The following is a 23,049-nucleotide window of genomic DNA, read 5'->3' as shown; positions in this document are numbered from 1 at the left end:
GGGCATGGATTGCGAAAATATGGGTAACATGGATCAGAAACACGGTTTTGGGAGGACACAATGCTCGATTCGCCGCTTTCGCGATTCCGCACCGGACATATCCAATGCGCGCTTCAGGAACGGGTCGTCGCGGCCAGGTCGACTGCGTCGCAACATGAATGGTTCGTGTTCTTTCTCGACAGCGGTCAGGCGGTGGCCGAGACCCAGGATGGGGAGTTCGAGATGTCCGGCCCTGCCCTGCGTTGGGGCCCGCTGGACGAACACACACGGCTCCGGATCGCGGCGGGCGGCGCGGGCTATTACCTGTTCTTCGGCACCCCGATTTTCGAAGATGCCATCGGTCTGGCTGCCGAGGGCGCGGACCTGCGCATGTTCGCTTCGCAGCACCTCGTCGCCACGTTCGAGCGCAGCGACTCGCTTGGTCAACGGCTCGACAGATTGTTCGAGCGCATCACCGCCGAAGCCCAGACGCCGCAATTCGGAAGCGAAGTCGCGCTGTCGGCCTATATCCGGCTCTTACTCGTCCTGTTCTGGCGCAGCGTCGATCGTGACGTGATCCCGCAGGACACGCGGCGGCATGGGCTGGGCGAGATCAATCGGTTCCGCAATCTGGTCGAGGCGCATTTCCGCGCCCGATGGAGTGCGCATCAATATGCCGACGCGATGGGGATCACCTACGACAGGCTGCACGATCTATGCGTGCGGATGGTGGGCAAACCCCCCGCCCTGCTGACCCGCGAGCGCTCGATGCACGAGGCGCGGGTGCTGCTTCAGCGCACGGCGCTGTCCGCCGAACGGATCGCCGCGATGCTGGGGTTTTCGTCGCCCAGCCAGTTCAACCATTTTTTCAAGTCCATGGCGGGCGAAACACCGGGGGCGTTTCGCAAACAGGCGCTGGTCGAGGCCGGCAAAGCCGAACCGCGGACCGCTGACTTTGCGGACTGGCCCTGACGAGCGCGCGTCGGACCCGCGGGTGTATACCGCCGGTCCGCCGCGCGGATCCTCAGGACGTCGTTGCGGTATCGAAACATTGAACAAAGCTCGTCGGATCCCCCGCGACGAATTCTCGAGCCATTCGCAGACGCGCCTGTCGGAAATCATGCAATGTCATTCTTATACCCGCCAATGAAAACTACGGGCGCGGCGAGAAGATCCTGTTAACGAGAAAGCAAATCAAGATAGGGCATTTCGAAAGCGCCCCATGCAGCCCCAAACCGCTGCTTCCCAAACTCAAACAGTAACCGACCCAAAGCCTCCGATAGGGCGCGGGCTCACAAGTTCGAAAACCTCTAACGACAGACATATGACGGGTGGCCGGCGCAAGCGATACCGAGTTTCAATTATTGGCATTTGGTCGAACAATAAACGCAATGCTCGTTGGCCGCAGGAAAATGTGCTTATGGAAGCCGGAGACCGTTGGCCAGGCACCCCATTCGTTGCAGCCTCGTCGCGGTCATCCGAAGTCACTCGTCCGCATTCGAACTGGCGAGAATGTGCGCACGCATGATCGCGCTGGCCCAATCGCCTTTGCCCGCGGCCAGAGCGTCGATCAACTCGCGATGATGCGCCATCGACCGGGCGAGCCGTGCCTCGTCGAATGTCGAAAACTTCCGCTGCACCAAAAGCGGGTGCGCCAGATTGCCGATCACTTCGGCCAGTCGCCGGTTTCCCGACGCTTCGACAATCGCCATGTGAAACTGGCTGTTCAGGTCAGTAATGCGGGCAAAATCCTCGGCCGTGGGATTTCTTGCGCAAGCCTCCATGCCGCTGGCCAGATCGCGTAATGCGCCAAGTTCGTCCTGGGAAATCTTCCGCGCCGCGATCCCTGCCCCGAAGCTTTCCAACAATGCGCGCAGTTCGGTGATCTCGCGCAGGTCTTCGCTTGACCAATTGGCAACACGCCCACCTTGGTGATGCGATACAACGACAAATCCTTGTGCGGCCAGCTTTTGCATCGCATTGCGGATCGGTGTGCGCGATACACCAATCTGCTCGGCAACCCATTCTTCCTTGATCCGATCTCCGGCCTGATAGGTGCCGGTCATGATCGCCGATTTTATGAAATCGTAGGCTTTTTCAAGGGCGCTGGACATAGGCGGCGTCTAACCGTTCTGCCTGAGACTGTCAGAGATAATCTTCCGGGCGACCGGTTCGGCCCCGTCGTCAATCGCGGTGGGTAGCAAATCATCCAGACCGATGGCCGTGTTGTATTCCGAAAACGACATACGCGGGATTTCGTGAGGCAAGCGACCATTTTCCTTAACGATACTGTAAACCCGTTCAAGCAACCGCGCCGTAGCAAGCAACGCGGACACCGGATACAGGGCCAGCACATACCCCATTGCGTTCAGTTGGTCGACCGAAAGGTAGGGGGTCTTTCCATCCTCGACCATGTTCGCGACCAGATGATGGCCTGCGAAATGCGTGGCGATTTCTTCCATTTCGGACAGCGATTGCGGAGCTTCGATAAACAACAAATCCGCCCCCGCCGCCAGAAACTCTTCCCCGCGCCGCACCGCTTCGTCCAACCCCTCGACGGCGCGGGCATCTGTGCGGGCAATGATGTGGAAATCATCCGATCTGCGCGCATCGACGGCTGCAGCGACTTTGTCACGTGCTTCGGTTCGGTCGATGACCTGTTTCGACCCCATATGACCGCAGCGCTTCGGGAAAACCTGATCCTCAAGTTGGATACATTGGACGCCGGATGCTTCGTATAGTCGGACGAGCCGTTCCACGTTCAACGTGCCGCCATGTCCGTTGTCACCATCCGCGATCAAGGCCGCGGGTCGCGTCGCGTCGGCCATTGCGCGGGCGCGGTCCGCCATTTCTGTTGCCGTCATCAGGCCGATGTCCGGCATGCCCAGCACGGAACCGGATACACCAAAGCCCGTCATATACACGGCGTCGAACCCAGCCCGTGCCGCGAACCGCGCTGACAGTGCATCGAACGCACCCGGCGCAAGGATCGTTTTCCCCGACCTCAATAGGTCGCGGAAAGAAGTGGGCTGTGAACAGTTTCTCATCGCTGAGTCCTTCAAGATTCCATTTTGTATCCAAAAATAATCACAAAAGTAGTTTTTGTTGCAAGATAAATCTGTATTGGATACAAAAATGGAGAGTTTGCGAGAATCATCAAACCTCAAGGAGGATCAAATGGGCATCACCGGGCTTCATCATGCCGCTTACCGCTGCAAGGACGCGAAAGAGACGGTCGAATTCTACTCCAAGTACCTCGACCTCGACTTCAACATCGCCGTCGCCGAGAACCGTGTTCCTTCGACGGGCGAGTACTCGCCCCACATCCACATCTTTCTTCAGATGGCCGACGGTGGTTTCGTTGCCTTCTTCGAACTGCCCGAAGACAAAGGAAACATGCTGGATAAGGACACGCCGGCTTGGGTTCAGCATCTTGCGCTCAAGGTCCCAGATGCCGAGACGCAACAAGCCTACCGTGAGAGGCTGGAGGCCGGCGGGGTAGAAGTGATCGGGCCGACCGACCATGGCATTTGCCAGTCGATTTACTTTTTCGACCCGAGCGGCCATCGGCTTGAACTGGCGATCGACACCACTACCGCCGAAATGGGCGAGAAGCTTCGCGAAGCGGCTCCCAAAACGCTCGACATCTGGTCCCGCACGAAGAAAGCACCCGACGTCGACCCGATGCATGACAGCGCACACGGCTGAATCGGAGGCGTAAGAGCGGTGGAAAGCTATGATATCCAACGAGAGCCGGTCATCGTTTCTTTTGAAGAAACGTCCGCGTTCACAGAGGTTTACGGCTTTGTTGGCAGCCAAGGGAAGGTTTTTCTGGAGGGCCAGCGTATCATCCCGAAAAGCAAGCCATCGGACACCGTCTTGGTATTCATGCACCCTGCGACGACATTGAACCTAATGCCCCTGCCCGCTGCAATGGCGCGGGCCGGACGGCATGTTTTGTGTTGTGGGTCGCGATTTGCGAAGAACGACGCTCCGCTCATCATGGAAAAGGTCGCAGCCGACTTGGGGGCCTATGTGTCCTATGCGCGCAACCAGCTTGGCTACGGCAAGGTGGTTTTGTGCGGCTGGTCTGGTGGTGGATCGCTTGCGACCTTTTACCAATCGCAGGCCGAGCACCCGACGATCACGCAAACGCCTGCGGGCGACCCGTACGACCTGACGGCGGTGAACCTGCCGCCCGCAGACGCCCTGATGTTCGTAGCGGCGCATATCGGGCGCGCGCACACGTTGTCGGAATGGATCGACCCATCGGTTCTTGACGAGCTAGACCCAGACCGAAGAAATCCTGAGCTCGACCTATATTCCGGTGCTGTTTCCACGCCTTATACTGCTGAATTCATAAATAAATTCCGCGCAGCGCAAAGCGCTCGTATCCGGTCCATCACCGATCGGGTGTTAGAACGTTTGTCCGACCTTGAACGTCGCGGCACCGCCGAAATGGAGCGCGCGTTCATTACGCATCGCACGATGGCGGACCCCCGGTTTCTGGACCCGTCTCTGGAACCCAATGGGCGCAAGGCGAACTGGTGTTACATGGGCAACCCCGAGACGGCCAATTCCGGCCCGGTCGGGCTGGCACGTTTTTCGATGCTGCGCGCGTGGCTGAGCCAATGGTCGCCCGATCATACAAACGCGGATGCACTCAAGGCGATACCCGCGACCAGTGTTCCGTTGCTTGTCGTCGAGAACGAGGCGGACGATGCCGTCCCGCCATCGCATCCGCAAAAGGTGTTCGAGGCGGCAGGCGCGAAAGACAAGCAATACGTCAAGATCGACGGAGCTACGCACTACTACCGCGACCAGCCCGAACATGAGGCACAGGCCGTAAGCATACTCGATACATGGATGAAGGACCGAAACCTTTAGGCGAAGCCTGAGGGATACAAGAACCGATCGCCTGGGAGGAGTGATTTCATGGACGGTAAGTCAATCAAAGACGCCTTGCCCGCGCTACTGGGCCTTGTCTTCGGAATCGCGTTGATTGCGGGCGCGTGGAACCTTCCGCCGTCGCGTTTTGAACCAATGGGGCCGGCAGGTATGCCAAGGATCGTCGGCATCGCGTTGATCGTTCTAGCGGCACTGGAAACCATCCGCGTTGCCCGTCTTCAACCGACAAAGCCGATTGAGACGCCTGACGAACCCTTGCAAGATACCCGCGTCACGGCCCGTAAAGGCCTGGGTCTGATCGTCTTTGTCGTCCTGACGTTCGGCTATCTCGCCATTGTTTCGCTTGGCTGGTTGTCCTTCATCCCCGCGTCCGTCTTGTTCCTGTTCAGCACCGGTCTGGTCCTGACCAAGACCCGCTCGGCCAAGACGCTTTTGTTGTTGGCGGTGGTCGCGCTTGTCATCGGTGCCGGGTCAAGCCGCGTCTTGCAGGACGTCCTGCTCGTTCGATTTCCCGGAGCGTGAACCTGATGCAACCATTGTTTCAAAGTTTCTCGGATCTGATGGGCGCCCTGCCGATATTCTACATCGCGCTCGGGTCCGTGCTGGGCGTTACCGTGGGCGCGATTCCCGGTCTTGGCGCCGCAATGCTGATATCGCTGATGCTGCCGCTCACCTACTACATGGACAGCACCATCGCGATCATCTTTCTGGTCTCGATCTATGTCGGGTCTGTCACCGGCGGGTTGATCTCAGCCACGCTGCTTCGGATGCCCGGCACGCCGTCCGCGATCATGACTACGCTCGACGGCTACCCGATGGCGATGAAGGGTCAGGCCGGACGCGCTTTGTCGCTTGGGATTTTTGCGTCCTTCGTTGGCGGCCTGATTTCGTGGGGGTTTCTTGCCCTGCTGTCACCGCCGCTTGCAAAGCTCGCCCTTGGGTTCGGGCCATATGAATACCTCGCTCTCGTCATCATGGCCTTGGTCACGATTTCGGCGGTCAGCAGCGGGTCGCTCATGACCGGTTTGATCGGCGCGATGATCGGGTTCGCAATCGCGATGGTCGGGCCGGATGTTGCCTCGGCCACGATGCGTCTGACGTTTGACAGCGATGCGCTGAACACCGGGTTTCGTTTACTTCCCACATTGCTTGGGGTCTTTGTCATCAGTCAGGTGATCGAGGATATTCTGGACCAAAAACCTGTGGCGCAACAGGCCAGTGCCCGGCTACGCGATGTCATGCCACGCCTTGGAGATACATTTCGCCACGGTGTGAATTTGATACGTTCGTCCGTGATCGGCACATGGATCGGCATCCTGCCGGGGGTTGGAAGCGCGGTGGCCGCAATCGTCTCATATTCGGTTGCCCGCACTTCATCGAAAACGCCGGAAGAATTCGGCACCGGGTCAGAAGAAGGGATCGTCGCCGCCGAAAGCGCCAACAACGCCTCGGTCAATGGAGCGCTGGTCCCGCTGATCGCACTAGGAATTCCAGGCAGCGTTGTCGACGCCATCTTGATTGGCGCATTGACGATCCATGATCTGCAACCGGGACCGGGCCTGTTCACGAACCGCCCCGAGGTTGCCTATGGCGTCATCACGTCGGCTTTCATCGCGAACATCTTCGTTTTCATCCTGATGTTACTGGGCTCCGGCCTGATCGCACGCCTTTGCACGATTCCGAAAAGCTTTCTGCTGCCGAGCGTCGTCTTCTTCTGTGTCGTCGGCGTCTATTCGTCGACAAGTTCGATGTTTGACGTCTGGGTCATGTTTGCTTTCGGCATCTTCGGCTATGCGCTGCGTCGTTTCGGCATCCCCATCGGCACCTTCGTGCTGGGTTACATCCTTGCCCCAATTGGGGAAAGCGAGCTGCGCCAGGGCCTGATGCTGTATGACGGCTCGCTCGCGCCGCTGTTCACGCGACCTTTCGCACTCGGGTTCCTTTTCATCGCGCTGTTTATGGCAGTCGGCCCAAAGCTGGTCTCGACCCTTCGCAAACAGCGTGCAACCGCGGGCGACCGCATCACCGACAACTAAACACTCCAGGGAGGAGAAACGATGCTCAAAGGCAAAACGATACTGTCCACTGTTCTGGCGACCATGCTGGCGCTTCCGGGATATGCGCAGGACGATGATTACCCAAGCCGACCAATCGAGGTCATCGTGCCGTTCCAAACCGGGGGTGAGGCCGATCTGTTCTCACGCCGGATCGTTCAGGCGGTCAACGACAACAACCTATTGCCGCAACCGATGGTCGTTGTGAACAAGCCGGGGGCGGGCACCACACTAGCGTCGCGAGACGTGAAAAACGCCGACCCGGATGGGTACAAGGTGCTGTATCTGCACCAGACCCTGATCACGTCGAACATTATGGGCACCTCAGATTACGGGCCCGAAGCCTTCGATCCGATTGCCGAAACGCACCACGTGTGTGTCGCCTATGCGACCGGCGGAGACAGCGGGATCGGCGACATCGAAACGCTTGTGAAAATGTCGCAGGATGAGCCGGGCTCGATCAAAGATGCGACCTTGCTTGGGTCGTTATCGCATTTCTCCACCGCGATGCTGAATTCGGCCTCGGGAGCGGATATTCGGTTCGTGAACGTGGGGGGCGGCGGTGAGCGCATCTCATCCGTCATGGGCGGCCACACGCAGTCGATGATCATCACTCCCTACAACGTGTCGCGCGACGATCTGGGGCTGAATGGCCTTTTGTATTTCGGACCGGAACGTCATCATCTGATGCCGGACGTGCCGACCGCCAAGGAAATGGGTTGGGATATCGAAAGTTGCGTGAACTACTGGTGGATGACGACAAAAGGAACACCATCCGACCGAGTTCAGCTTTTGTCCGACACGCTGCGCGAGGCGATGAGCCTGCCAGAAGTGGTGGAATACATCGAGACCAAAGGGTTGAATGTCGAGTTTCTTGAAGGCGACGCGTTTCGCGCCTCCATCGACGCCAATGTCGAACGCCTGAATTCGGTCGCATCGATGGTTCAGTAACGCCAATGGGTCCGGCGGTCGCCGCCTTCCGCCGGACCACCCCCAAAAACGAATGAAATCACGAGGCTCTGATGGCAAAAAGACCCAACTTTGTTTTGTTTCTGACCGATCAGCAGCGGGCAGATCATCTGTCTTGCTATGGCAATCCGGTCTTGAAAACGCCGAACATCGACCGCATCGCAGCAAAGGGCACCCGGTTCGAGTCCTGCTTTGTTGCCAATCCGATTTGCATGCCGAACCGTGCCTCGATGATGACCGGGCGGATGCCCTCATGCCACGGTGTCCGTGCCAATGGCATACCGCTTGATCTGCGCGCCAGAACCTTTGTGGAAGAGCTCCGCACCGCAGGTTATGCAACCGCGCTTTTCGGCAAAGCGCATTTTCAAAACATGACCGGGCGTGAGCGTGAGTTCGACCCCGAGGGCACAACGAAAGATGAAGATGGCAAGGTGAAAGAGGCCGTCCGGCGCGGATTGTTCGGGGACGATTACGAACAGGAAAACACCCTTCTGTGGCGTAACGACCCCAATCATCACGTCGACACGCCCTTCTACGGCTTCGATCACGTTCGCCTTGCGACGTGGCATGGCGATTTATGCGGTGGGGAATATGAGCGCTGGTTGACCGAACGCTGCGGCGATCCGGACGCGATCCGTGGGGCGGATAATGCCCTGCCTTCCAATATGGCCGTGCCACAAGCTTGGCGCACCTCGGTTCCCGAAGACGCCTATCCATCGGCTTTCGTCGGCGACACCACGCTTGAATATCTCGACCAACGGCAGGCAGACGGCGATCATCGACCCTTCTTCCTTCAGGTCTCATTCCCGGACCCGCACCACCCGTTTACGCCACCAGGCAAATACTGGGATATGTATGATCCCGACGACATTCCCTTGCCCGATAATTTCGACCAGGGCAGCACCGCATTACTGGAACATATGCGGCGCACACGCAGCGAAGGCACCGACAATCGCAACAGTCAGATCCCATTCGCGGTCTCGGCGCGGGAAGCCAAAGAAGCGATTGCGCTGACCTACGGGATGATCGCGATGATCGACGATCAGGTCGGGCGTGTGCTTGATAGGCTGGAAGAGCAGGGATTGATGGACGATACGGTCCTGATCTTTGCATCCGACCACGGGGACATGATGGGCGAATTGGGAATCTTGCTAAAGGGTCCTCTGCATTATCGCGGAGCCACGCGCGTACCGCTCATCTGGTCGGACCCGAAGGCGCAGAAGCCCGATGGTCAGCAATGTGACGGGCTTGCCTCTTCCATCGACATACCGGCCACTATTCTCGACCGGGCGGGGCTGAAACCCTATTATGGGATGCAGGGCCAAAGCCTTCTGCCGATGATCGACGGCGATGGCGCGGGCCGCGATGCCGTTCTGATCGAAGACGACCGGGAGCGGAAATACCTTGGGTTCGATCAACCTCAGCGCCTTCGTTCGATTGTGACCGCGCAACACCGTTTGACGATTTACCGGCCCTCGAACATCGTCGAGCTATACGACCTTGGGGCCGACCCCGGCGAAACAACAAACATTGCGGACGACCCCGCCGAGGCGGAAACACGCGCAATGATGATGGAGGCGCTTTCAAACCTCATGATCGATATGCAGGATAAAACACCGTATATGACGGGGCTTGCCTGACACGGTATTTGGGTGAATGACGCACAGATCGGACATTGAAGTTGAAGATCGCCGGGACGCGCCTCGGTGCGGCCCGGTGAGATGAGCTGTTGTTCCGGCATTTCGCGTGAAGGGCCACAGGACAAGTCACCTGCCGCCCTTCCCGCTTTTATCCATGACATCGCAGACTGGACTGCGCCCAACCGCGCCACCTTCAAGGGCGCGCGCAGTCATACAGGCACCAAAACGCCTGAGATCAAAGCCGATGGCGAAGGGATCATCCGGCAGCATCGGCTGAAACCGTTTGGAGTCGATGTCGCGCCGGTGACGAACGCAAGGTTCGCGGCCTTCGTGATTGAAACAGGCTACATTACCGTTGCCGAACGCTTTGGCTGGAGCGCTGTGTTTCGCGGCTTGCTTGAGGACGACCGCGCCTTGGCAGCGGGCGACGATAACGCGCCATGGTGGGGCATTTCACAAGGCGCGTGCTGGCACGCACCATTGGGCGCGGGCAGCAGCGTGGAAACACTGGCCAATCACCCTGTCACACATATCGCATGGGAAGATGCTGTGTTCTTTGCAAAATGGTCGGGTGGGCGGCTTCCGTCGGAAGCAGAATGGGAGCATGCTGCGCGTGGCGGCCGCGCCGACCCGCGTTTCCCATGGGGCGACTGTGAGCCTGACGACACCAACTTTCTGCCCTGCAACATTTTTCAAGGCCGGTTTCCGGACATGAACGTCTGCGCAGACGGTTGGCGTGGTACTTCCCCCATCGGCGCGTTTCCCGCAAATGACGCGGGCCTATTCGACATGGCTGGAAATGTCTGGGAATGGACTTCCGAGCCGTTTCAAATCCGCTCGGCAAGCAAAGCGGCAAAGGCCCGGAACGCACAGGCCCGCCGCGACGGAGAGAAGCTGATGAAGGGAGGATCGTTCCTGTGCCATATCAGCTATTGCTACCGCTACCGTATCGCGGCACGGCTATCGACCGCCGCCGATAGCGGTGGATGCAATGCCGGGTTCCGGGTATTCTACGATGCCTGAATCTTCGGCCAGTTTGTGTTGCTCGCATGGGTGATCCTACAGGGCCACGACGAACGCAGCGTCGGTCAGGATGACACGCACCTGCTCGCTGATTGGCCGCGTAGATTTGCCGACGCGTCAATTCCATGGTCGCCGGAAGCCATTAAACACGACTATCTCCAAGCATAACGGCGAGGCGAAAGCATTTGCGTTGTACTGAACCGTTTGGACGGGACCGAACGCCGAACCTTCGAATGCAAACAGGCCGCGTGCTGCGCCACCGAAATGGAACGTTGCGCGCGTGCCATTGCAAAGACGGCGCGCCTCCACTTCGGGCCAGCCAGATAGCAATCAATATGAAGCACTTTATCACGACCGCTCTCGCGACAATCGTTCTGGCGTCCACACCAGTACGGGCAAAGGACGAGCACCGCGAAATTGACACGCATATTCATAGTGTCAGCACATTGGAACTGACCATCGACAACAGCGCTATCAATCCCTTGTCGCCCGGCATGGATGTCGTCGGCTTCGAGAAAGAGGCCAGCTTTGACGCAGATAAGGATTCCTTCGAAGCGGCAATCCGTGCGATGCTGACGCCGGAAAATCGTGACCCTGCCGGAGGCTGCCGTGTGCCGCCTGATCAAGGTTCTGGCCCACACGCATGGCCACAAGCACGACGGCGAAGATATGGACGGGTACGCCGAAGTTGAACATCACGATCACGATCACGATCACGATCACGACGAACAAGCGGAAGTAGGCCACGACTACAAGGACCATGCCTAAGGGGGTGATCATGGCTTAGAAGAGGGCGTCTTCCACTCCGATCTTCACCCGAGCTATGCTTTCGACTCCGCGCAACCCGAAGAGCTGACCACAATCGGCTTTCCGTTCTTCGAGGCCTTTGAAAACGCACGCGAAATAGAGACGTAGTATATGACGTGGTCCGACTCTGGTGCCGCCGAGGTTGCGCGCGGTTCTTCCGAGTTGCCCTTAATATGATAAGGCCAAACCCGCTCTCTTCTCGATCGACGTGGCCTTCGCTTGGTTGAGCGGTGCGAGTTTTCCATCGAGTGCCCGCTGCTCGAAGTGGCCCAAGGTAAATGCGTTTTCGTCTTGGGCGAATGCGGTTCGGAGAAATCGACGCTCTTGTCATTGATTTGCGGGATCGTGACGGCGGATCGCGCGCAAGTCGAGGTTGCCGGAACGAACCGGACCACTTTGCGTCCAGGAGCGCGAGACCGATTTCGTGCAGACCAAAATGGTGAGCTTTTTTAACAATCCAACCTGCTGAATTATGCCAGTGTCGCGGATAAAATCCTGCTGCCTTTGCAACCGGCCAAGGCTCGAAGCAGGAGCGCCGGTGGGCGGGAGGAGGCGGTAAAGCCCAGTCCCACCCTCGGGTTGCCGGACGGCATTCTCGGCGCCACCGCCGCCCACCCAGTTCGCGATGGCCACTACCTCGAAGCCATGACCCAACGGTAATACTGTGGGATGCGAACGGGGGGACCGTGACACATAAGGTAAATCTGATCTCCACGAAACTGGGAGAAATCGGATATGAGATCGAGGTCACAGACATCAAGGCTCGCAAATGGTAACTCAATACCTCACGCGACGGACCTTTATGGCGGGACTTGCTCTGACCGTTCTTGTGCGATCTGACCGGGGCCACAAGGAGATGATGTTCCCACCCAAAGACCGCTTCACTTTCTTCGCAAGCGAACGGTCCAAGGGCTTTGCGGCGCGTGATTTGCGGACCGATCAGAGATTGCACGTGACCATATTTCTTCGCGCGAGTTGCCGGACCGCCTGACCCCTCGCATGTAGATTTCTTGGTAAATACGATGGAGAACCCGTCGAAACCCAGGGTCAATCCAGCCGAAAACTTCTTTCAAAAATTTGATATAGATCATGCTCTGGACAGTCTGGATCAGTTAATTGACAAAAATAATCAAGAATTACCGCGCCAGCCAGGATACCTCCGAGCCACGTCGCATCACCACACTGGAGAACGACATGTCTCATTCCATTTCACGCCGTGGGGCGCTGGCCGCGCTTGGTGCATCCGCGGCCCTGATCGCCGCCCCTGCCATATTGCGCGCGGCCCCGGCTGCCCGTCTGGCGCTTTATGGACCCCCCGCTGGTCCGACCTTTACGCTGGCGCATGCGGTCAAGTCCGGAGCATTGGCTGACATCGCCGCAGTTGTGAGCCTCACCGTCTGGCGCACCCCCGACGAACTTCGCGCCGGTCTGACTTCGGGCGCAATCGACCTCTCCGTGGTGCCCGCGCAGGCGGCTGCGAACCTGTATAATCGAGGCATGGGCATCCGGCTGGTCAATGTGATGACGAATGGTTTGCTCTACGTGATGGCCAAGGAGGGCGCGGTCGAGGGCGGCCTGGCTGGACTGGCGGGCAAGTCGCTGGCTGTCCCGTTCCCCAACGATACCCCCGATTTCGTGATCCGCGCGCTTCTTGAGCAGGAGGAACTGACGGACCAGGTGACACTCTCGACCCCGGCGACACCGATGGAAGCGGCGCAAATGCTATTGGCGGGCCGCGTGGACGCCGCCGTGCTGGCCGAACCCGTGGCGACCGTCGCCTCGATGAGGGCGAAACAGTCCGGCGCGAGCCTTCGGCGCATTGTGAACCTGCAAGAAGCTTGGGGTTCTGTCACAGGGCTTGGCCCGATCGTGCCGCAGGCAGGGCTTGCCGTGACCAAAGGGTTCTCCGAAGCAAATGGCGATCTGGTCGAACCGCTGCACGAAGCACTCGTCTCCTCGACGGCCGAGGTTCTAGCCAACCCGCAAGTTGCCGCCGCTGCCGCAGCAGAAGCGCTAGAAATGCCCGCGCCGATGCTCGCCGAGTCGATTCCGAACTGTAACCTGACGGCGACGAAAGCCTCCGAGGCTCGCGCGCCACTGGAAGCCATGTTCGGCCTCATGCAGTCGGGAAATGCCGAAATCCTTGGCGGTAAGCTCCCCGACGACGGGTTCTACGCGCTATGAAACTTGGACCGGCCCTTTCAGACCGGGCAGGGCGTCTGCTCGACTTCCTTTGGTCAGGTTGGGCCGGTCTTGCCGCGCTCTCGCTTCTGGCGGCGGCGTGGCAAGCGGGGCACGAGGCATGGGGCGATTTCATATTGCCCGCGCCATTGGAGACCGTGGGGGCAGCGGTCGGATTGCTAGGAGATCCCGATAGCCTGTCGTTACTTCTGATTACCGCACAACGGTCGCTCACCGGTTTCGCGATGGCGGCTGGTGCCGGTGTGGCGCTGGGTCTGACTGCAGGCTATGCCCCTGCTGTGATGCGTCTGGCACGCCCGCTGCTGACGGTGGTGTTGGGGGTGCCGCCCATTGCGTGGATCGTGCTGACGATGATGTGGTTTGGCACCACGGGCACCACCGTGGCGGTCGCGATCCTGATCGCCGCGACCCCCGTGGTCTTCGTCGCAGCCGCCGAAGGCATCGCCACCCGCGACCGCGAGCTTGGACACATGGCCGAGGCCTTTGGCTACGGGCTCTTGGGGCGCTTCCTGTTCATTGATCTGAGGCAGGCGTCGCGCCCGATTTTTCCGGCGCTCGCGCTGGCGCTTGGCACAAGCTTCAAAGTCGCGATTATGGCCGAGATGCTCGCCAATGCGGGCGGCGTCGGCGGGGCGTTGGCGCGGGCGCGCGCTTTGCTCGATGTGCCGCAGGCGCTGGCATGGGTGGTGCTGTCGGTGATCGCGCTGATTGTCGTCGAATACGGCTTGGTACGCCCGATGGAGGGTGAGCTGGAACGCTGGCGCCGGGCCGCGCAGCCCTGGGGGGTCAAGCGATGAATGCGCTTACGCTTGAGCGGATCGGCCATGCGTATTTCGGTCAGGCCGTGCTCGCTGACATCCATCTGGAGGTCGGCAGGGGCGAGGTCGTGGCGCTCGTCGGCCCGTCGGGGTCGGGCAAATCCACCCTGATCCAGATCGCCGCCGGGCTGGTGGATGCGCGCGAGGGGCGCATCAGGCGGGGTTTTTCGCGTCAGGCGATGATTTTTCAGGAACCGAACCTGATGCCTTGGGCAACGGCACGCGAGAATATCGGCTTCGCCCTGCGCCGGGCCGGTGTCGCGCGCCGTGACCGTCAGGCGCGGATCGAAGAGGCAGCGTGGCTGGCCGAGCTTGAAGGCGACGACCTCGGGAAATACCCCGTGGAGCTTTCTGGCGGTATGCGTCAGCGCGTGGCCATCGCTCGCGCCCTCGCAGTGCGCCCCGATTTCATCTTTTTCGACGAACCGTTTACCGCGCTCGACGTGGCGCTCAAACGTCGAATGCAGGACCTTGTCATCGGCGCCGCGCGCGAGGCGCATTTCGCGGCGCTTTTTATCACCCACGACCTTATGGAGGCGATCCGCATCGCCCATCGCATCGCGGTGCTCGATGTACGCGGTCGCGGAATCGCGGGGGTGCGGGCGCTTGAGGGTGGGACGGGGGACCGCAACGAGGCCGAGATTTTTGCCTTGCGCCAGCGGTTCCTGGAGACCGACCCTCTGTTTCGCCATATCCATGACGTCGATGAGAGGAAACGGCGATGATCGGGCGCACCATGTTGAGCCAGCCCTTCGCGCGACAGTCGTTGCCGTGGTGGCGTGTGGTCGAGGACGAGGGCTTTCGTCTGTTCTTTCCGCTGGCCGCCCTTCACGCCGCGCTCTGGCCGTTCCTGTGGGTGGTCGTTCTTGCGATGGACCTGCCCTTCGCCGATCCGATACCCGCAAGCCTTTGGCACGCCTCGGAAATGATCCTTGGATCGTGGGGCGCGGTCCTGATCGGGTTCATGACCACATCGGCCCCTGAATGGACCGATACGCCGCGATTGCGCGGTATGAGCCTGTGGCGCATCGCGATACTCTGGGGCACCGCGCGGGTCATGGGGTTGATCGCGTGGGACACTCTCTTGTGGGTGTCTCTGGTCTGCGACCTCGCATGGATGGGGACGCTGATTTATTACCTTATCCACACGTCGATTGCACGGCGGACCGACCGGCTGTTGCCATTCATCGGCTGGATCACGGCGCTGACCTCGAGCGCGGCGGTTGCGCGGTTTTCCATGGCCGTGGGCAAGGTGGAACTGGCCGAAGAGGCCATCGTGCTCACAGGTCTGATATTCATGGGAATTCTAGGCCTCGCCATCGGGCGCATTTCGGTGCCTGTCGCCAACCATGTGCTCGACCCGACCGAAGAATCGGTGCCGTTTCGCCCGCATCCGGGCAAGCTCAACCTATCGCCGGGATTGGTCGCGGTGGCATTGATCGGCGAGCTTCTGGGCCTGTCGGGTCCGGTGACAGGCTGGCTCTGGATCGCTGCCGGTGCGGCTTTCGTCGACCGGATGACCGAAGGTTTCATCGGGCGCACAGCATTTCGAACCGAGATCCTGGGCCTCATGGCGTCGGCAGGCTTCGCAGGCGCGGGGTTGATCGCCCTAGGAGCCTCTCGCCTTGGTGCCCCGTGGGGCGAAGTCCCTACCTATCACCTTGCCATTATGGGCGGGATCGGGTTCGGCGTCATCTCGGTCTTTGCCATCGCCGGCAAGTTTCATACCGGCCAACGGCTGGGCCAAGGCTGGATGACGCGGGGTGCTTACCTCTGCATTGGTGCAGGCGTCGCCCTGCGTGCCGCGCCTGCGATGGGACTGATGCCATGGCCCCCCGGGCCGCCTCATATGCTGGCAAGCCTTGTCTGGGCCGCCGGCTTCACGCTCTGGCTTATCGACTACCTGCCTACTCTCACTGACCCCAAGACCTTGGATGCCGAACAGATTTGCTGACCCACCCGGTGAACGCGCAATATCCACCCATTGCGCCGCCGCGGGTTCTTCAAGTGACGGCTCAATCGACGTTGCTGCGGTTGCCATGCCGCACCGCTATCCGCCATCTGTGTTCCCTAAGCGGAGTTCACCGTGTCTCCAACTGTGGGAATGCCTGGATCAAAGTCCGCTCACCCGGCTACTCCAGCTTGCATTCTCTGCGCATCACGCAATTTGCAGCAGAGCGCAGGCAGTGACCCTTGCACTACGGCTGCCTCAAGAAGGGTGATCTCCTGTTTGGTCACGCCGAAGGGCGACCCATTGGGCCGCCCTTTCAGTCGTCAGTCCTGGATCGCGCCTTCCTCGTCCCGGCGCATCTTGGCCTTTACGCGGCGCCCGACGACGATGGGGAGGATGAAGCCGATTATGGCGATGGACCATAGGATGATCGTCAGCGGGCTGTCGATCAGGGTCCACCAGTTGCCGTTATCGATGGTGATCGCGCGGCGCAGGTTGTTCTCCATCGCGTTGCCGAGAAGCGTGCCGAGAATGATCGGCACCAAGGGCACGTCGAGCTTGCGAAGCACCCAGCCCATCACACCGAAGCCAATCATCACAAGGAGGTCGAAGGTCGAACCCGAGATGCCGTAAATGCCCACGAAGCTGACCATCGCGACGATCGGCATCAGGATGCGCGGGGGCACCAGCAGGACGCGGGTGAACAGGCCGACCATCGGGATGTTCAGTGCCAAGAGCATGAAGTTCGCGATGAAGAGCGCGGCGATCAGGCCCCAGACCACGTCGGGGTTCTGCGTGAAGAGCAGCGGCCCGGGCGTGATGTTCAGGCTCAGGAGCACCGCGAGCAGCACGGCGGTCGTCCCCGACCCCGGCACGCCCAGCGCCAGCATCGGCACCAGAGCTCCACCGGCGGCGGCGTTGTTGCCTGCTTCCGGCGCAGCCACGCCACGCGGATCGCCCGTCCCGAATGTGTTTTCCTTGTCCACCAGACGCTTCTCGAACGAGTAGCTGATGAAGGACCCGAGCGACGCCCCCGCCCCCGGCAAAACGCCCGCGATGAAACCGAGCACCGAGGTGCGCAGCATCGTCGGGGCTGTCTGCTTGATCATCGAAGCGGGCGGATAAAGGCGACCGATGGTCAGTTTCTTTGCGTCTGCTTCCGCTGAACCGTGCCGCTCTTCGAGGAAGATGAACACCTCGGACAGGGCAAAAAGACCCACGATGGCGACGAGGAAGTCGAGACCGTCGTAGAGGTGAACTTCGCCGAAGGTGAAGCGCGGCACGCCGGTCTGGGTGTCGACCCCGATCATGGCGAGGCCAAGGCCGAGCGCGGCGGCAAAGGCCGATTTCGCCTGGTTCGTGGACGACACACCGCCCAGCGTCATGAACGCGAGCGCGAAGAGTGCGAAGTACTCGGCGGGACCGAACAGAAGAGCGATTTTCACAAGCTGCGGGGCCAGCAGGATCAGACCCCAGGTTGCAAGGAACGCGCCCACGAATGACGCGATGCCGGACAGCGAAAGCGCCTCGCCCGCAAGTCCCTTTTTCGCCATCGGATGCCCGTCGAGACAGGTCATCATGGCGGGTTCGTCGCCGGGAATGTTCAAGAGGATCGACGATATTCGCCCACCGTACATCGCCCCGTAATAGACCGACGTCAGCAGGATCAGCGAGGGCGTCGCGCCCAGACCCATGGTGAAGGCTAGCGGGATAAGGATGGCGACGCCATTCGACGGCCCGAGGCCGGGAAGCGCGCCCATGATGGTGCCGAGAAAACAGCCCAGAAGCGCAAGCCACAGGTTGTTCCACGTCAGCGCGATGGCGAAACCATCGGCCAGGTTTGCAAAGGTTTCCATGGTGCCCCCCTAGAACCCGAGCGGTCCGGTCGCGAGCGACAGGCCGAAAATGAGATGGAAGATCACGTAGATCCCGACCGAAGACCCGACCCCTGTCAGGACAGAGGCGAGGATGCCTGACCCCAGACGCCAGCTGAGGTATGCGGCAGCGACGGCGGTGGCGATCACGAAGCCCGCGACCGGCAGAAGTTCGGCATAGAGCACCATCATGACGACAGCGGCCAGAAGCTCGGCCAACCGCCCGAGGCTTGGCCAATGGGGCGCGGCATCGGGTTTGATCGCGATCACGATGCTGGACAGGCCCAGCACGGCGGCAACTATGAGGGGGAAGCCACTGGGGCCAACGGCGTCGGAGAGGAAGCTTTCCTCGATGTTCAGGGCAGCCACGGCGAAGCCGATGGCAAGCAGCAGGCCGACGACGCCGAAAATACGATCGCTCATGGCGGACTCCTTTGCGGGCGTGCGAAGAAAAAGGGGCGGCGACAGTGCCGCCGCCCCGGTTCGCGTGAGTGGGAGATATTACTTGATGATCCCGATTTCTTTCGAGATGTCCTGAATCTGTTGGACCGAGTTCGCGACGAACTCCTGGAATTCAGCACCTTGCAAACTCAGCGGTGCCAGACCGTTGGCGGCCATGATCTCTTTCCATTCGTCCGAGGCATAGAGGTCGCCGATTTTCGCGACCCATGCGTCATAGGCTTCGTCCGACATGTCGCCCGGCGCGTAGAACCCACGCCAGTTGGCGCCGATCGCGTCGATGCCCTGTTCCTTCGCGGTCGGGAAGTCGGCGAATTCGCCATCCAGGCGTTCGGGTGCCAGGATCGCGATGACTTTGATGTCACCCGAGTCCACGAAACCCTTGGCTTCGGAAATGTCGCCGGTGAAGGCCTGCACGGATCCGGCCAGTAGCTGTGTCACAGCCTCGCCGCCGCCGTCGAAGGCAATGTACTTGACCGAACGCACGTCTTCGATGCCATAGGCATTCGCCGCGATCAGAACCTTGAGGTGGTCCCAGCCACCGACGGCGGACCCGCCCGCGACGGACACCGAAGTCGGATCGGCCTTCACCATGTCGAGCAACTCAGGCAGCGTATTGACTTCGCTGTCGGCGGCCACGGCGATCACGCCGTAATCGGCGCCGATGGATGCGAGCCAGCGAACCTGATCCATGGTGTTGCCCGGGAATGCGCCCTGGGCCAGACGGGTCGCGGTCGCGCTCGATGCCGCGACGATCAGGTCGTTGTCATCGCTGCGCTTGTTCACGACTTCGGCAAAAGCCACACCACCGCCGCCGCCGGCGAGGTTCACGACCTGCATGGTCTTTTCGAGAAGGCCCTGATCCTGTAGGGACTTGCCGACCTGACGGCAGGTGAAATCCCAGCCGCCGCCCGGGTTGGCGGGCGCGATGCATTCGGGGTTTTCCGGGGTGAAGTCCTGCGCGGTTGCGCCGAGGGTGGATGCGCCCAGCACGAGGGCCGCAAGGGTAAGTTTGATGGTCATGAGTGTCCTCCAATTTCGGCGCCCGCACTCCCACGCGGTACACCTCTCTCCTCCCCGCCCGGGTCATGGCTTTTCAGTCATGCCCCTGCCGGGTTATGAGGGGGAGTAACGGTTGAACCTGTCACAAACCTGTCATGCGTCGAGCGCATGGCGCGAAAGGAACCCGCGAATGCGCGTGTTGATGGTCGAAGACGCGACCGACCTCGCGGAGACCGTGTCGGGGCGGCTCGCCAAGGTGGGAATCGCATGCGACCTCGCGTCGACCGTAGCGGACGCCGAGGACCATTTGGCAGTCCAGCATTATGATGCGCTGGTCCTGGACATTAACCTGCCCGACGGAAGCGGGACGGACCTTCTGCGCCGATTGCGCGCCAACGGCGACCGGACCCCCGTCCTGATGCTCACCGCGCTTGTGTCCATCGACAACCGGGTCAAGGCGCTCGATCTGGGCGCGGACGACTATCTCATGAAACCGTTCGATCAACGCGAGTTGGAAGCAAGGTTAAGGGCCCTCGTCCGGCGCGAAGCGACACAGAAAGGCGACACGATCCACCTGGGCCCACTCGCGTATTCCCCATCACAAAAGAGCGCGACATTGGACGGAGACAAGCTGGCCCTGACACGCCGTGAGGCCGCGTTGCTTGAATTGCTGGTGCGATTTCCCGAGCAATTCCTCTCGAAAGAGCGGCTTTATGACGGCCTGTTCGCCTTCGACGATGCCGACGTCGGGTTGAACGCCATCGAGCTTTATATCGCCCGGCTGCGCAAACGCCTGTCGGGGAGCAGCGTCGGGATCGAGACGCAGCGAGGTGTCGGATACAGGATCGTCCATGGTGACTGAGGTGCCGGGATCCAGCCTGTTGTCCCGCCTTCTGACCGGCGTGGTTCTGATCCTCGCGGCTGGCGGAATTATCGTGGCATTGTCCACCTGGTTCAACGGTCGCGCAGCATCGTGGGAGGCCTATGACCGATTGCTCCTGGGAGCTGCGAACGATATCGCCGAGTCCATCCGTATCGTCGACGGCACCCCGCGCGTGTCGTTACCCACCTCGGCCTTCGAGCTATTGGCACAAGCGCCGGATGACCGTGTGAGCTATGCGGTGCGCGGTCCGGGCGGCGGCTTGATCACCGGTCAGGCAGAAACCCCAACGCCGAACGCCACACAGAGACGCGACGCGGTGTTCTTCGACGGCTCAATGCAAGGCGAACAGGCCCGCTTCGTCGACGTGACCCGCCGCTTCGCCGAGCGTGAGTTTTCGGGCGACGTGCGGGTGACGGTGGGCCAGACCATGATCGCGCGGCGGGCGCTCGCCGTGGACCTGATGCTGAACGCTCTGGTCCCCATCGCCCTCGCTGGTGTTGCCCTGATCCTCATCTCGATCATCGTCGTGCGGGGCGCGGTCCGCCCGCTGGACCGCATCGCCGAGGATATGGCAGCACGAGACCCCTACGACCTGACTCCGGTCTCGGTCGAAGGCGTGCCGCGCGAAATCGCGGTGATCGTAAATGCGATGAACCGGTTCATGGGGCGTCTGGATCGGCAGTTCACCGCGATGCAGTCGTTGATTTCCGACACGGCGCATCAGTTGCGCACGCCGGTCGCGGCCATCCGTGCACAGACCGAAACGGCCATCGAGGAGACCGACCCGAACGAACGGGCGCGGCTCCTTGGTCGGCTGGCCCGCCGAACGCGGTCGCTGGGCTCGCTCCTCGACCAGATGTTGTCTCGTGCCCTTGTCGTGCACCGCACCGACTCCGTCGCGCGTGAGCGGATCGACCTGCGCCAGATCGCGCTCGAGATCGTCGAAGCGCGGGACCATGAAATCGTCGCACCCGGCGTCGACGTCGAGCTGGTCATTGGCGAAACCGAAGTCATCGTGGCGGGCGACGAGTTTTCGCTCGTTCAGGCGGGCAAGAACCTCCTGTCGAACGCAATCAAGCATGGCGTGCCTCCGGTGCGCGTGGGGGTATCCGAGGCGAATGGCCGGGCGCTGTTGTGGTTCGAGGACCAGGGGCCCGGCATTCCGCCCGGCGTGCTGGCGCAAACCGGCGAACGGTTCCAGCGCACCGCAGCCTCGCGCGAAGACAGCGCGGGCCTTGGACTCTCCATCGTGACCGCCGTTGCGGATGCGTTCGACGGCGACATCGAAACGGCGTTCGGAGAGGACGGGTTTCGCATCGCTCTCGCCTTGCCGATCCCTCCGGAGGAGACGTCATGAAACGGATTTTCTTGGTTAACGCAATGCTTTGTGCACTCGGCACGCCAGCCATGGCGCAGGAGGACACGGCGCAATTCGGTGCAGGCGACACGCCCTTTCTCATCCGCTCGACCACAGACATCGCTATTCTCGCCCCCGCGCTCACGGCTTTTGCCGAGCGGACACCGGACCTGAAGATCACCTATGAGCAATGGGGATCGAACGCGCTCGACGCGACGGCGAATGCGGCCTGTGACGGCGCCATTCGACCGGCCGACGCGGTATTCTCATCCGCCGTCCACCTCATGGTGGCGCTCGTCAACCGCGCCTGCGCGCGCCCTTACGTCTCCGAGCGCACCCGCGCCTTGCCCGCGACGCGCCGCTGGCGCAATGAAATTTGGGGCGTGACGCAGGAACCCGCGGTCATGATCTACAACACCGAACTTATCGCCCGCGACGACGTCCCGACCTCACGTTTCGATCTGCTCGATCTGATGCGGGACGCGCCCGATCTGGTCCGATCCCGGATCGCGACCTACGACATCGAAGAATCGGGGCTTGGATACCTCTTCGCCTATATCGACAGTATCGAAGCGACCACCTTCGGGTCTCTGCTCGAGGGTCTGGCCCGGTCACAGGCGGTGGCCACGTGCTGCTCCGCCGAGATCATAGATAGCGTCTCAAAAGGCGAATACCTTATGGCCTACAACGTGCTGGGCTCTTACGTGCAGAACGCTGCGCCCGTGAATGTCGGTGTGGTCCTGCCGTCCGACTACACGCTGTTCCTGTCGCGCGGCTACATGATCCCGAAAAACGCGACGAACCCCACCGCAGCCGAACAATTCCTCGATTTCCTGTTGTCCGACGAGGGCCAAGCGTCCCTGACCGCCGCAGGCTTGCTGCACACGACCGCACCAGACGAACAACGCGACATCCAAGGCGTCCGCCGCTCCATCCCACTCGCGCCCCCCCTTCTTGTGGCACTCGACGCCAACATCGAAAGAGATTTCCTATCGCGCTGGAACGATGCCTTCTCCCGACCGCCGACGCCTTAGGGCACTGTTGCACCCGCCGGAGCGTCGCATCACCGCTTTGAGCCCTTAAGATCTCCTTGTCTGGATGGCAGCGATGTCGGACAGTGGAT

At 60.8% G+C, this 23,049-nt stretch carries 22 protein-coding genes and 1 pseudogene; 18 read left to right on the top strand and 5 right to left on the bottom strand.

Going from position 1 to position 23,049, the window contains the following annotated elements:
* Positions 1-60 precede the first annotated feature (60 nt).
* On the top strand, positions 61-951 hold the full coding sequence (locus KJP28_RS01625; RefSeq protein WP_218390483.1) for a helix-turn-helix transcriptional regulator: 891 nt from the start codon (positions 61-63) through the stop codon (positions 949-951).
* A gap of 512 nt (positions 952-1,463) precedes the next feature.
* Here KJP28_RS01625 and KJP28_RS01620 read toward each other — a convergent pair.
* Positions 1,464-2,093, bottom strand: a complete 630-nt coding sequence (locus tag KJP28_RS01620) for a GntR family transcriptional regulator (RefSeq protein ID WP_218390482.1) — start codon at positions 2,091-2,093, stop codon at positions 1,464-1,466.
* Positions 2,094-2,102: 9 nt separating this feature from the next.
* Positions 2,103-3,146, bottom strand: a complete 1,044-nt coding sequence (locus tag KJP28_RS01615; protein ID WP_218390481.1) for an isocitrate lyase/PEP mutase family protein — start codon at positions 3,144-3,146, stop codon at positions 2,103-2,105.
* A gap of 10 nt (positions 3,147-3,156) precedes the next feature.
* Between KJP28_RS01615 and KJP28_RS01610 the strand changes: the two genes are divergently transcribed.
* From KJP28_RS01610 to KJP28_RS01550, 14 genes and pseudogenes are all read left to right on the top strand, one after another.
* Positions 3,157-3,687: a VOC family protein gene (locus KJP28_RS01610; protein WP_218390480.1), complete on the top strand. Its 531-nt coding sequence runs from the start codon at positions 3,157-3,159 to the stop codon at positions 3,685-3,687.
* Positions 3,688-3,981: 294 nt separating this feature from the next.
* The gene (locus tag KJP28_RS01605) at positions 3,982-4,866 is read left to right on the top strand and encodes a lysophospholipase (RefSeq protein WP_255552149.1); all 885 of its coding nucleotides are present in this window, start codon (positions 3,982-3,984) and stop codon (positions 4,864-4,866) included.
* Positions 4,867-4,914: 48 nt separating this feature from the next.
* Positions 4,915-5,409 carry a tripartite tricarboxylate transporter TctB family protein gene (locus KJP28_RS01600; RefSeq protein ID WP_218390478.1) on the top strand — a complete coding sequence of 165 codons (495 nt, stop codon included), beginning with the start codon at positions 4,915-4,917 and terminating at the stop codon, positions 5,407-5,409.
* Between the two features lie 5 nt (positions 5,410-5,414).
* Positions 5,415-6,923: a tripartite tricarboxylate transporter permease gene (locus KJP28_RS01595; RefSeq protein WP_218390477.1), complete on the top strand. Its 1,509-nt coding sequence runs from the start codon at positions 5,415-5,417 to the stop codon at positions 6,921-6,923.
* A gap of 21 nt (positions 6,924-6,944) precedes the next feature.
* On the top strand, positions 6,945-7,892 hold the full coding sequence (locus tag KJP28_RS01590) for a Bug family tripartite tricarboxylate transporter substrate binding protein (RefSeq protein ID WP_218390476.1): 948 nt from the start codon (positions 6,945-6,947) through the stop codon (positions 7,890-7,892).
* A 71-nt stretch (positions 7,893-7,963) separates the two neighbouring features.
* On the top strand, positions 7,964-9,550 hold the full coding sequence (locus KJP28_RS01585; RefSeq protein ID WP_218390475.1) for a sulfatase family protein: 1,587 nt from the start codon (positions 7,964-7,966) through the stop codon (positions 9,548-9,550).
* 81 nt (positions 9,551-9,631) lie between these two features.
* Complete coding sequence (locus KJP28_RS01580; RefSeq protein WP_218390474.1) at positions 9,632-10,573, top strand: SUMF1/EgtB/PvdO family nonheme iron enzyme; 942 nt, start codon at positions 9,632-9,634, stop codon at positions 10,571-10,573.
* A 335-nt stretch (positions 10,574-10,908) separates the two neighbouring features.
* Positions 10,909-11,265, top strand: a complete 357-nt coding sequence (locus tag KJP28_RS19885) for a ZrgA family zinc uptake protein (protein ID WP_255552148.1) — start codon at positions 10,909-10,911, stop codon at positions 11,263-11,265.
* Between the two features lie 157 nt (positions 11,266-11,422).
* Positions 11,423-11,488: pseudogene (locus KJP28_RS19880) on the top strand (hypothetical protein); the annotation flags it as partial.
* A gap of 156 nt (positions 11,489-11,644) precedes the next feature.
* Positions 11,645-11,833: an ATP-binding cassette domain-containing protein gene (locus tag KJP28_RS19875; protein ID WP_336245307.1), complete on the top strand. Its 189-nt coding sequence runs from the start codon at positions 11,645-11,647 to the stop codon at positions 11,831-11,833.
* Between the two features lie 741 nt (positions 11,834-12,574).
* Positions 12,575-13,564: an ABC transporter substrate-binding protein gene (locus KJP28_RS01565; protein WP_218390473.1), complete on the top strand. Its 990-nt coding sequence runs from the start codon at positions 12,575-12,577 to the stop codon at positions 13,562-13,564.
* Positions 13,561-14,379, top strand: coding sequence for an ABC transporter permease (locus tag KJP28_RS01560; RefSeq protein WP_218390472.1), 819 nt, complete (start codon positions 13,561-13,563; stop codon positions 14,377-14,379). The genes KJP28_RS01565 and KJP28_RS01560 overlap by 4 nt, the downstream gene beginning before the upstream one ends.
* Positions 14,376-15,125, top strand: a complete 750-nt coding sequence (locus tag KJP28_RS01555; RefSeq protein ID WP_218390471.1) for an ABC transporter ATP-binding protein — start codon at positions 14,376-14,378, stop codon at positions 15,123-15,125. The genes KJP28_RS01560 and KJP28_RS01555 overlap by 4 nt, the downstream gene beginning before the upstream one ends.
* The gene (locus KJP28_RS01550; RefSeq protein ID WP_255552146.1) at positions 15,122-16,354 is read left to right on the top strand and encodes an NnrS family protein; all 1,233 of its coding nucleotides are present in this window, start codon (positions 15,122-15,124) and stop codon (positions 16,352-16,354) included. Before KJP28_RS01555 ends, KJP28_RS01550 begins: the two co-directional genes overlap by 4 nt.
* A gap of 320 nt (positions 16,355-16,674) precedes the next feature.
* On the opposite strand, the gene KJP28_RS01545 is transcribed toward KJP28_RS01550, so the two are convergent.
* From KJP28_RS01545 to KJP28_RS01535, 3 genes are all read right to left on the bottom strand, one after another.
* Complete coding sequence (locus tag KJP28_RS01545) at positions 16,675-18,207, bottom strand: tripartite tricarboxylate transporter permease (RefSeq protein WP_218390470.1); 1,533 nt, start codon at positions 18,205-18,207, stop codon at positions 16,675-16,677.
* A gap of 9 nt (positions 18,208-18,216) precedes the next feature.
* Positions 18,217-18,648 carry a tripartite tricarboxylate transporter TctB family protein gene (locus tag KJP28_RS01540; protein WP_218390469.1) on the bottom strand — a complete coding sequence of 144 codons (432 nt, stop codon included), beginning with the start codon at positions 18,646-18,648 and terminating at the stop codon, positions 18,217-18,219.
* A 78-nt stretch (positions 18,649-18,726) separates the two neighbouring features.
* Positions 18,727-19,707, bottom strand: a complete 981-nt coding sequence (locus KJP28_RS01535; protein ID WP_218390468.1) for a Bug family tripartite tricarboxylate transporter substrate binding protein — start codon at positions 19,705-19,707, stop codon at positions 18,727-18,729.
* Between the two features lie 169 nt (positions 19,708-19,876).
* Between KJP28_RS01535 and KJP28_RS01530 the strand changes: the two genes are divergently transcribed.
* Genes KJP28_RS01530 through KJP28_RS01520 form a run of 3 tightly spaced genes read left to right on the top strand, consistent with a single transcriptional unit; the run spans position 19,877 to position 22,960 of the window.
* Positions 19,877-20,548: a response regulator transcription factor gene (locus KJP28_RS01530; RefSeq protein ID WP_218390467.1), complete on the top strand. Its 672-nt coding sequence runs from the start codon at positions 19,877-19,879 to the stop codon at positions 20,546-20,548.
* Positions 20,538-21,926, top strand: a complete 1,389-nt coding sequence (locus KJP28_RS01525) for a sensor histidine kinase (protein ID WP_218390466.1) — start codon at positions 20,538-20,540, stop codon at positions 21,924-21,926. The genes KJP28_RS01530 and KJP28_RS01525 overlap by 11 nt, the downstream gene beginning before the upstream one ends.
* Positions 21,923-22,960, top strand: a complete 1,038-nt coding sequence (locus KJP28_RS01520; protein ID WP_218390465.1) for an ABC transporter substrate-binding protein — start codon at positions 21,923-21,925, stop codon at positions 22,958-22,960. The genes KJP28_RS01525 and KJP28_RS01520 overlap by 4 nt, the downstream gene beginning before the upstream one ends.
* The last annotated feature ends 89 nt before the right edge of the window (positions 22,961-23,049 follow it).

The sequence above is a fragment of the Maritimibacter dapengensis genome (assembly GCF_019218265.1).
Taxonomy (GTDB): domain Bacteria; phylum Pseudomonadota; class Alphaproteobacteria; order Rhodobacterales; family Rhodobacteraceae; genus Maritimibacter; species Maritimibacter dapengensis.
The sequence above is the reverse complement of the archived record's forward strand: the minus strand, read 5'-3'. Positions and strand labels throughout refer to the sequence as shown.

Bases quoted from the DNA above. Each gene is read 5' to 3' on its own strand.
- KJP28_RS01625 (WP_218390483.1), top strand. From the start codon at position 61: ATGCTCGATTCGCCGCTTTCGCGATTCCGCACCGGACATATCCAATGC.
- KJP28_RS01620 (WP_218390482.1), bottom strand. From the start codon at position 2,093: ATGTCCAGCGCCCTTGAAAAAGCCTACGATTTCATAAAATCGGCGATC.
- KJP28_RS01610 (WP_218390480.1), top strand. From the start codon at position 3,157: ATGGGCATCACCGGGCTTCATCATGCCGCTTACCGCTGCAAGGACGCG.
- KJP28_RS01605 (WP_255552149.1), top strand. From the start codon at position 3,982: ATGGAAAAGGTCGCAGCCGACTTGGGGGCCTATGTGTCCTATGCGCGC.
- KJP28_RS01600 (WP_218390478.1), top strand. From the start codon at position 4,915: ATGGACGGTAAGTCAATCAAAGACGCCTTGCCCGCGCTACTGGGCCTT.
- KJP28_RS01595 (WP_218390477.1), top strand. From the start codon at position 5,415: ATGCAACCATTGTTTCAAAGTTTCTCGGATCTGATGGGCGCCCTGCCG.
- KJP28_RS01590 (WP_218390476.1), top strand. From the start codon at position 6,945: ATGCTCAAAGGCAAAACGATACTGTCCACTGTTCTGGCGACCATGCTG.
- KJP28_RS01585 (WP_218390475.1), top strand. From the start codon at position 7,964: ATGGCAAAAAGACCCAACTTTGTTTTGTTTCTGACCGATCAGCAGCGG.
- KJP28_RS01580 (WP_218390474.1), top strand. From the start codon at position 9,632: ATGAGCTGTTGTTCCGGCATTTCGCGTGAAGGGCCACAGGACAAGTCA.
- KJP28_RS19885 (WP_255552148.1), top strand. From the start codon at position 10,909: ATGAAGCACTTTATCACGACCGCTCTCGCGACAATCGTTCTGGCGTCC.
- KJP28_RS01565 (WP_218390473.1), top strand. From the start codon at position 12,575: ATGTCTCATTCCATTTCACGCCGTGGGGCGCTGGCCGCGCTTGGTGCA.
- KJP28_RS01560 (WP_218390472.1), top strand. From the start codon at position 13,561: ATGAAACTTGGACCGGCCCTTTCAGACCGGGCAGGGCGTCTGCTCGAC.
- KJP28_RS01555 (WP_218390471.1), top strand. From the start codon at position 14,376: ATGAATGCGCTTACGCTTGAGCGGATCGGCCATGCGTATTTCGGTCAG.
- KJP28_RS01550 (WP_255552146.1), top strand. From the start codon at position 15,122: ATGATCGGGCGCACCATGTTGAGCCAGCCCTTCGCGCGACAGTCGTTG.
- KJP28_RS01545 (WP_218390470.1), bottom strand. From the start codon at position 18,207: ATGGAAACCTTTGCAAACCTGGCCGATGGTTTCGCCATCGCGCTGACG.
- KJP28_RS01540 (WP_218390469.1), bottom strand. From the start codon at position 18,648: ATGAGCGATCGTATTTTCGGCGTCGTCGGCCTGCTGCTTGCCATCGGC.
- KJP28_RS01535 (WP_218390468.1), bottom strand. From the start codon at position 19,707: ATGACCATCAAACTTACCCTTGCGGCCCTCGTGCTGGGCGCATCCACC.
- KJP28_RS01530 (WP_218390467.1), top strand. From the start codon at position 19,877: ATGCGCGTGTTGATGGTCGAAGACGCGACCGACCTCGCGGAGACCGTG.
- KJP28_RS01525 (WP_218390466.1), top strand. From the start codon at position 20,538: ATGGTGACTGAGGTGCCGGGATCCAGCCTGTTGTCCCGCCTTCTGACC.
- KJP28_RS01520 (WP_218390465.1), top strand. From the start codon at position 21,923: ATGAAACGGATTTTCTTGGTTAACGCAATGCTTTGTGCACTCGGCACG.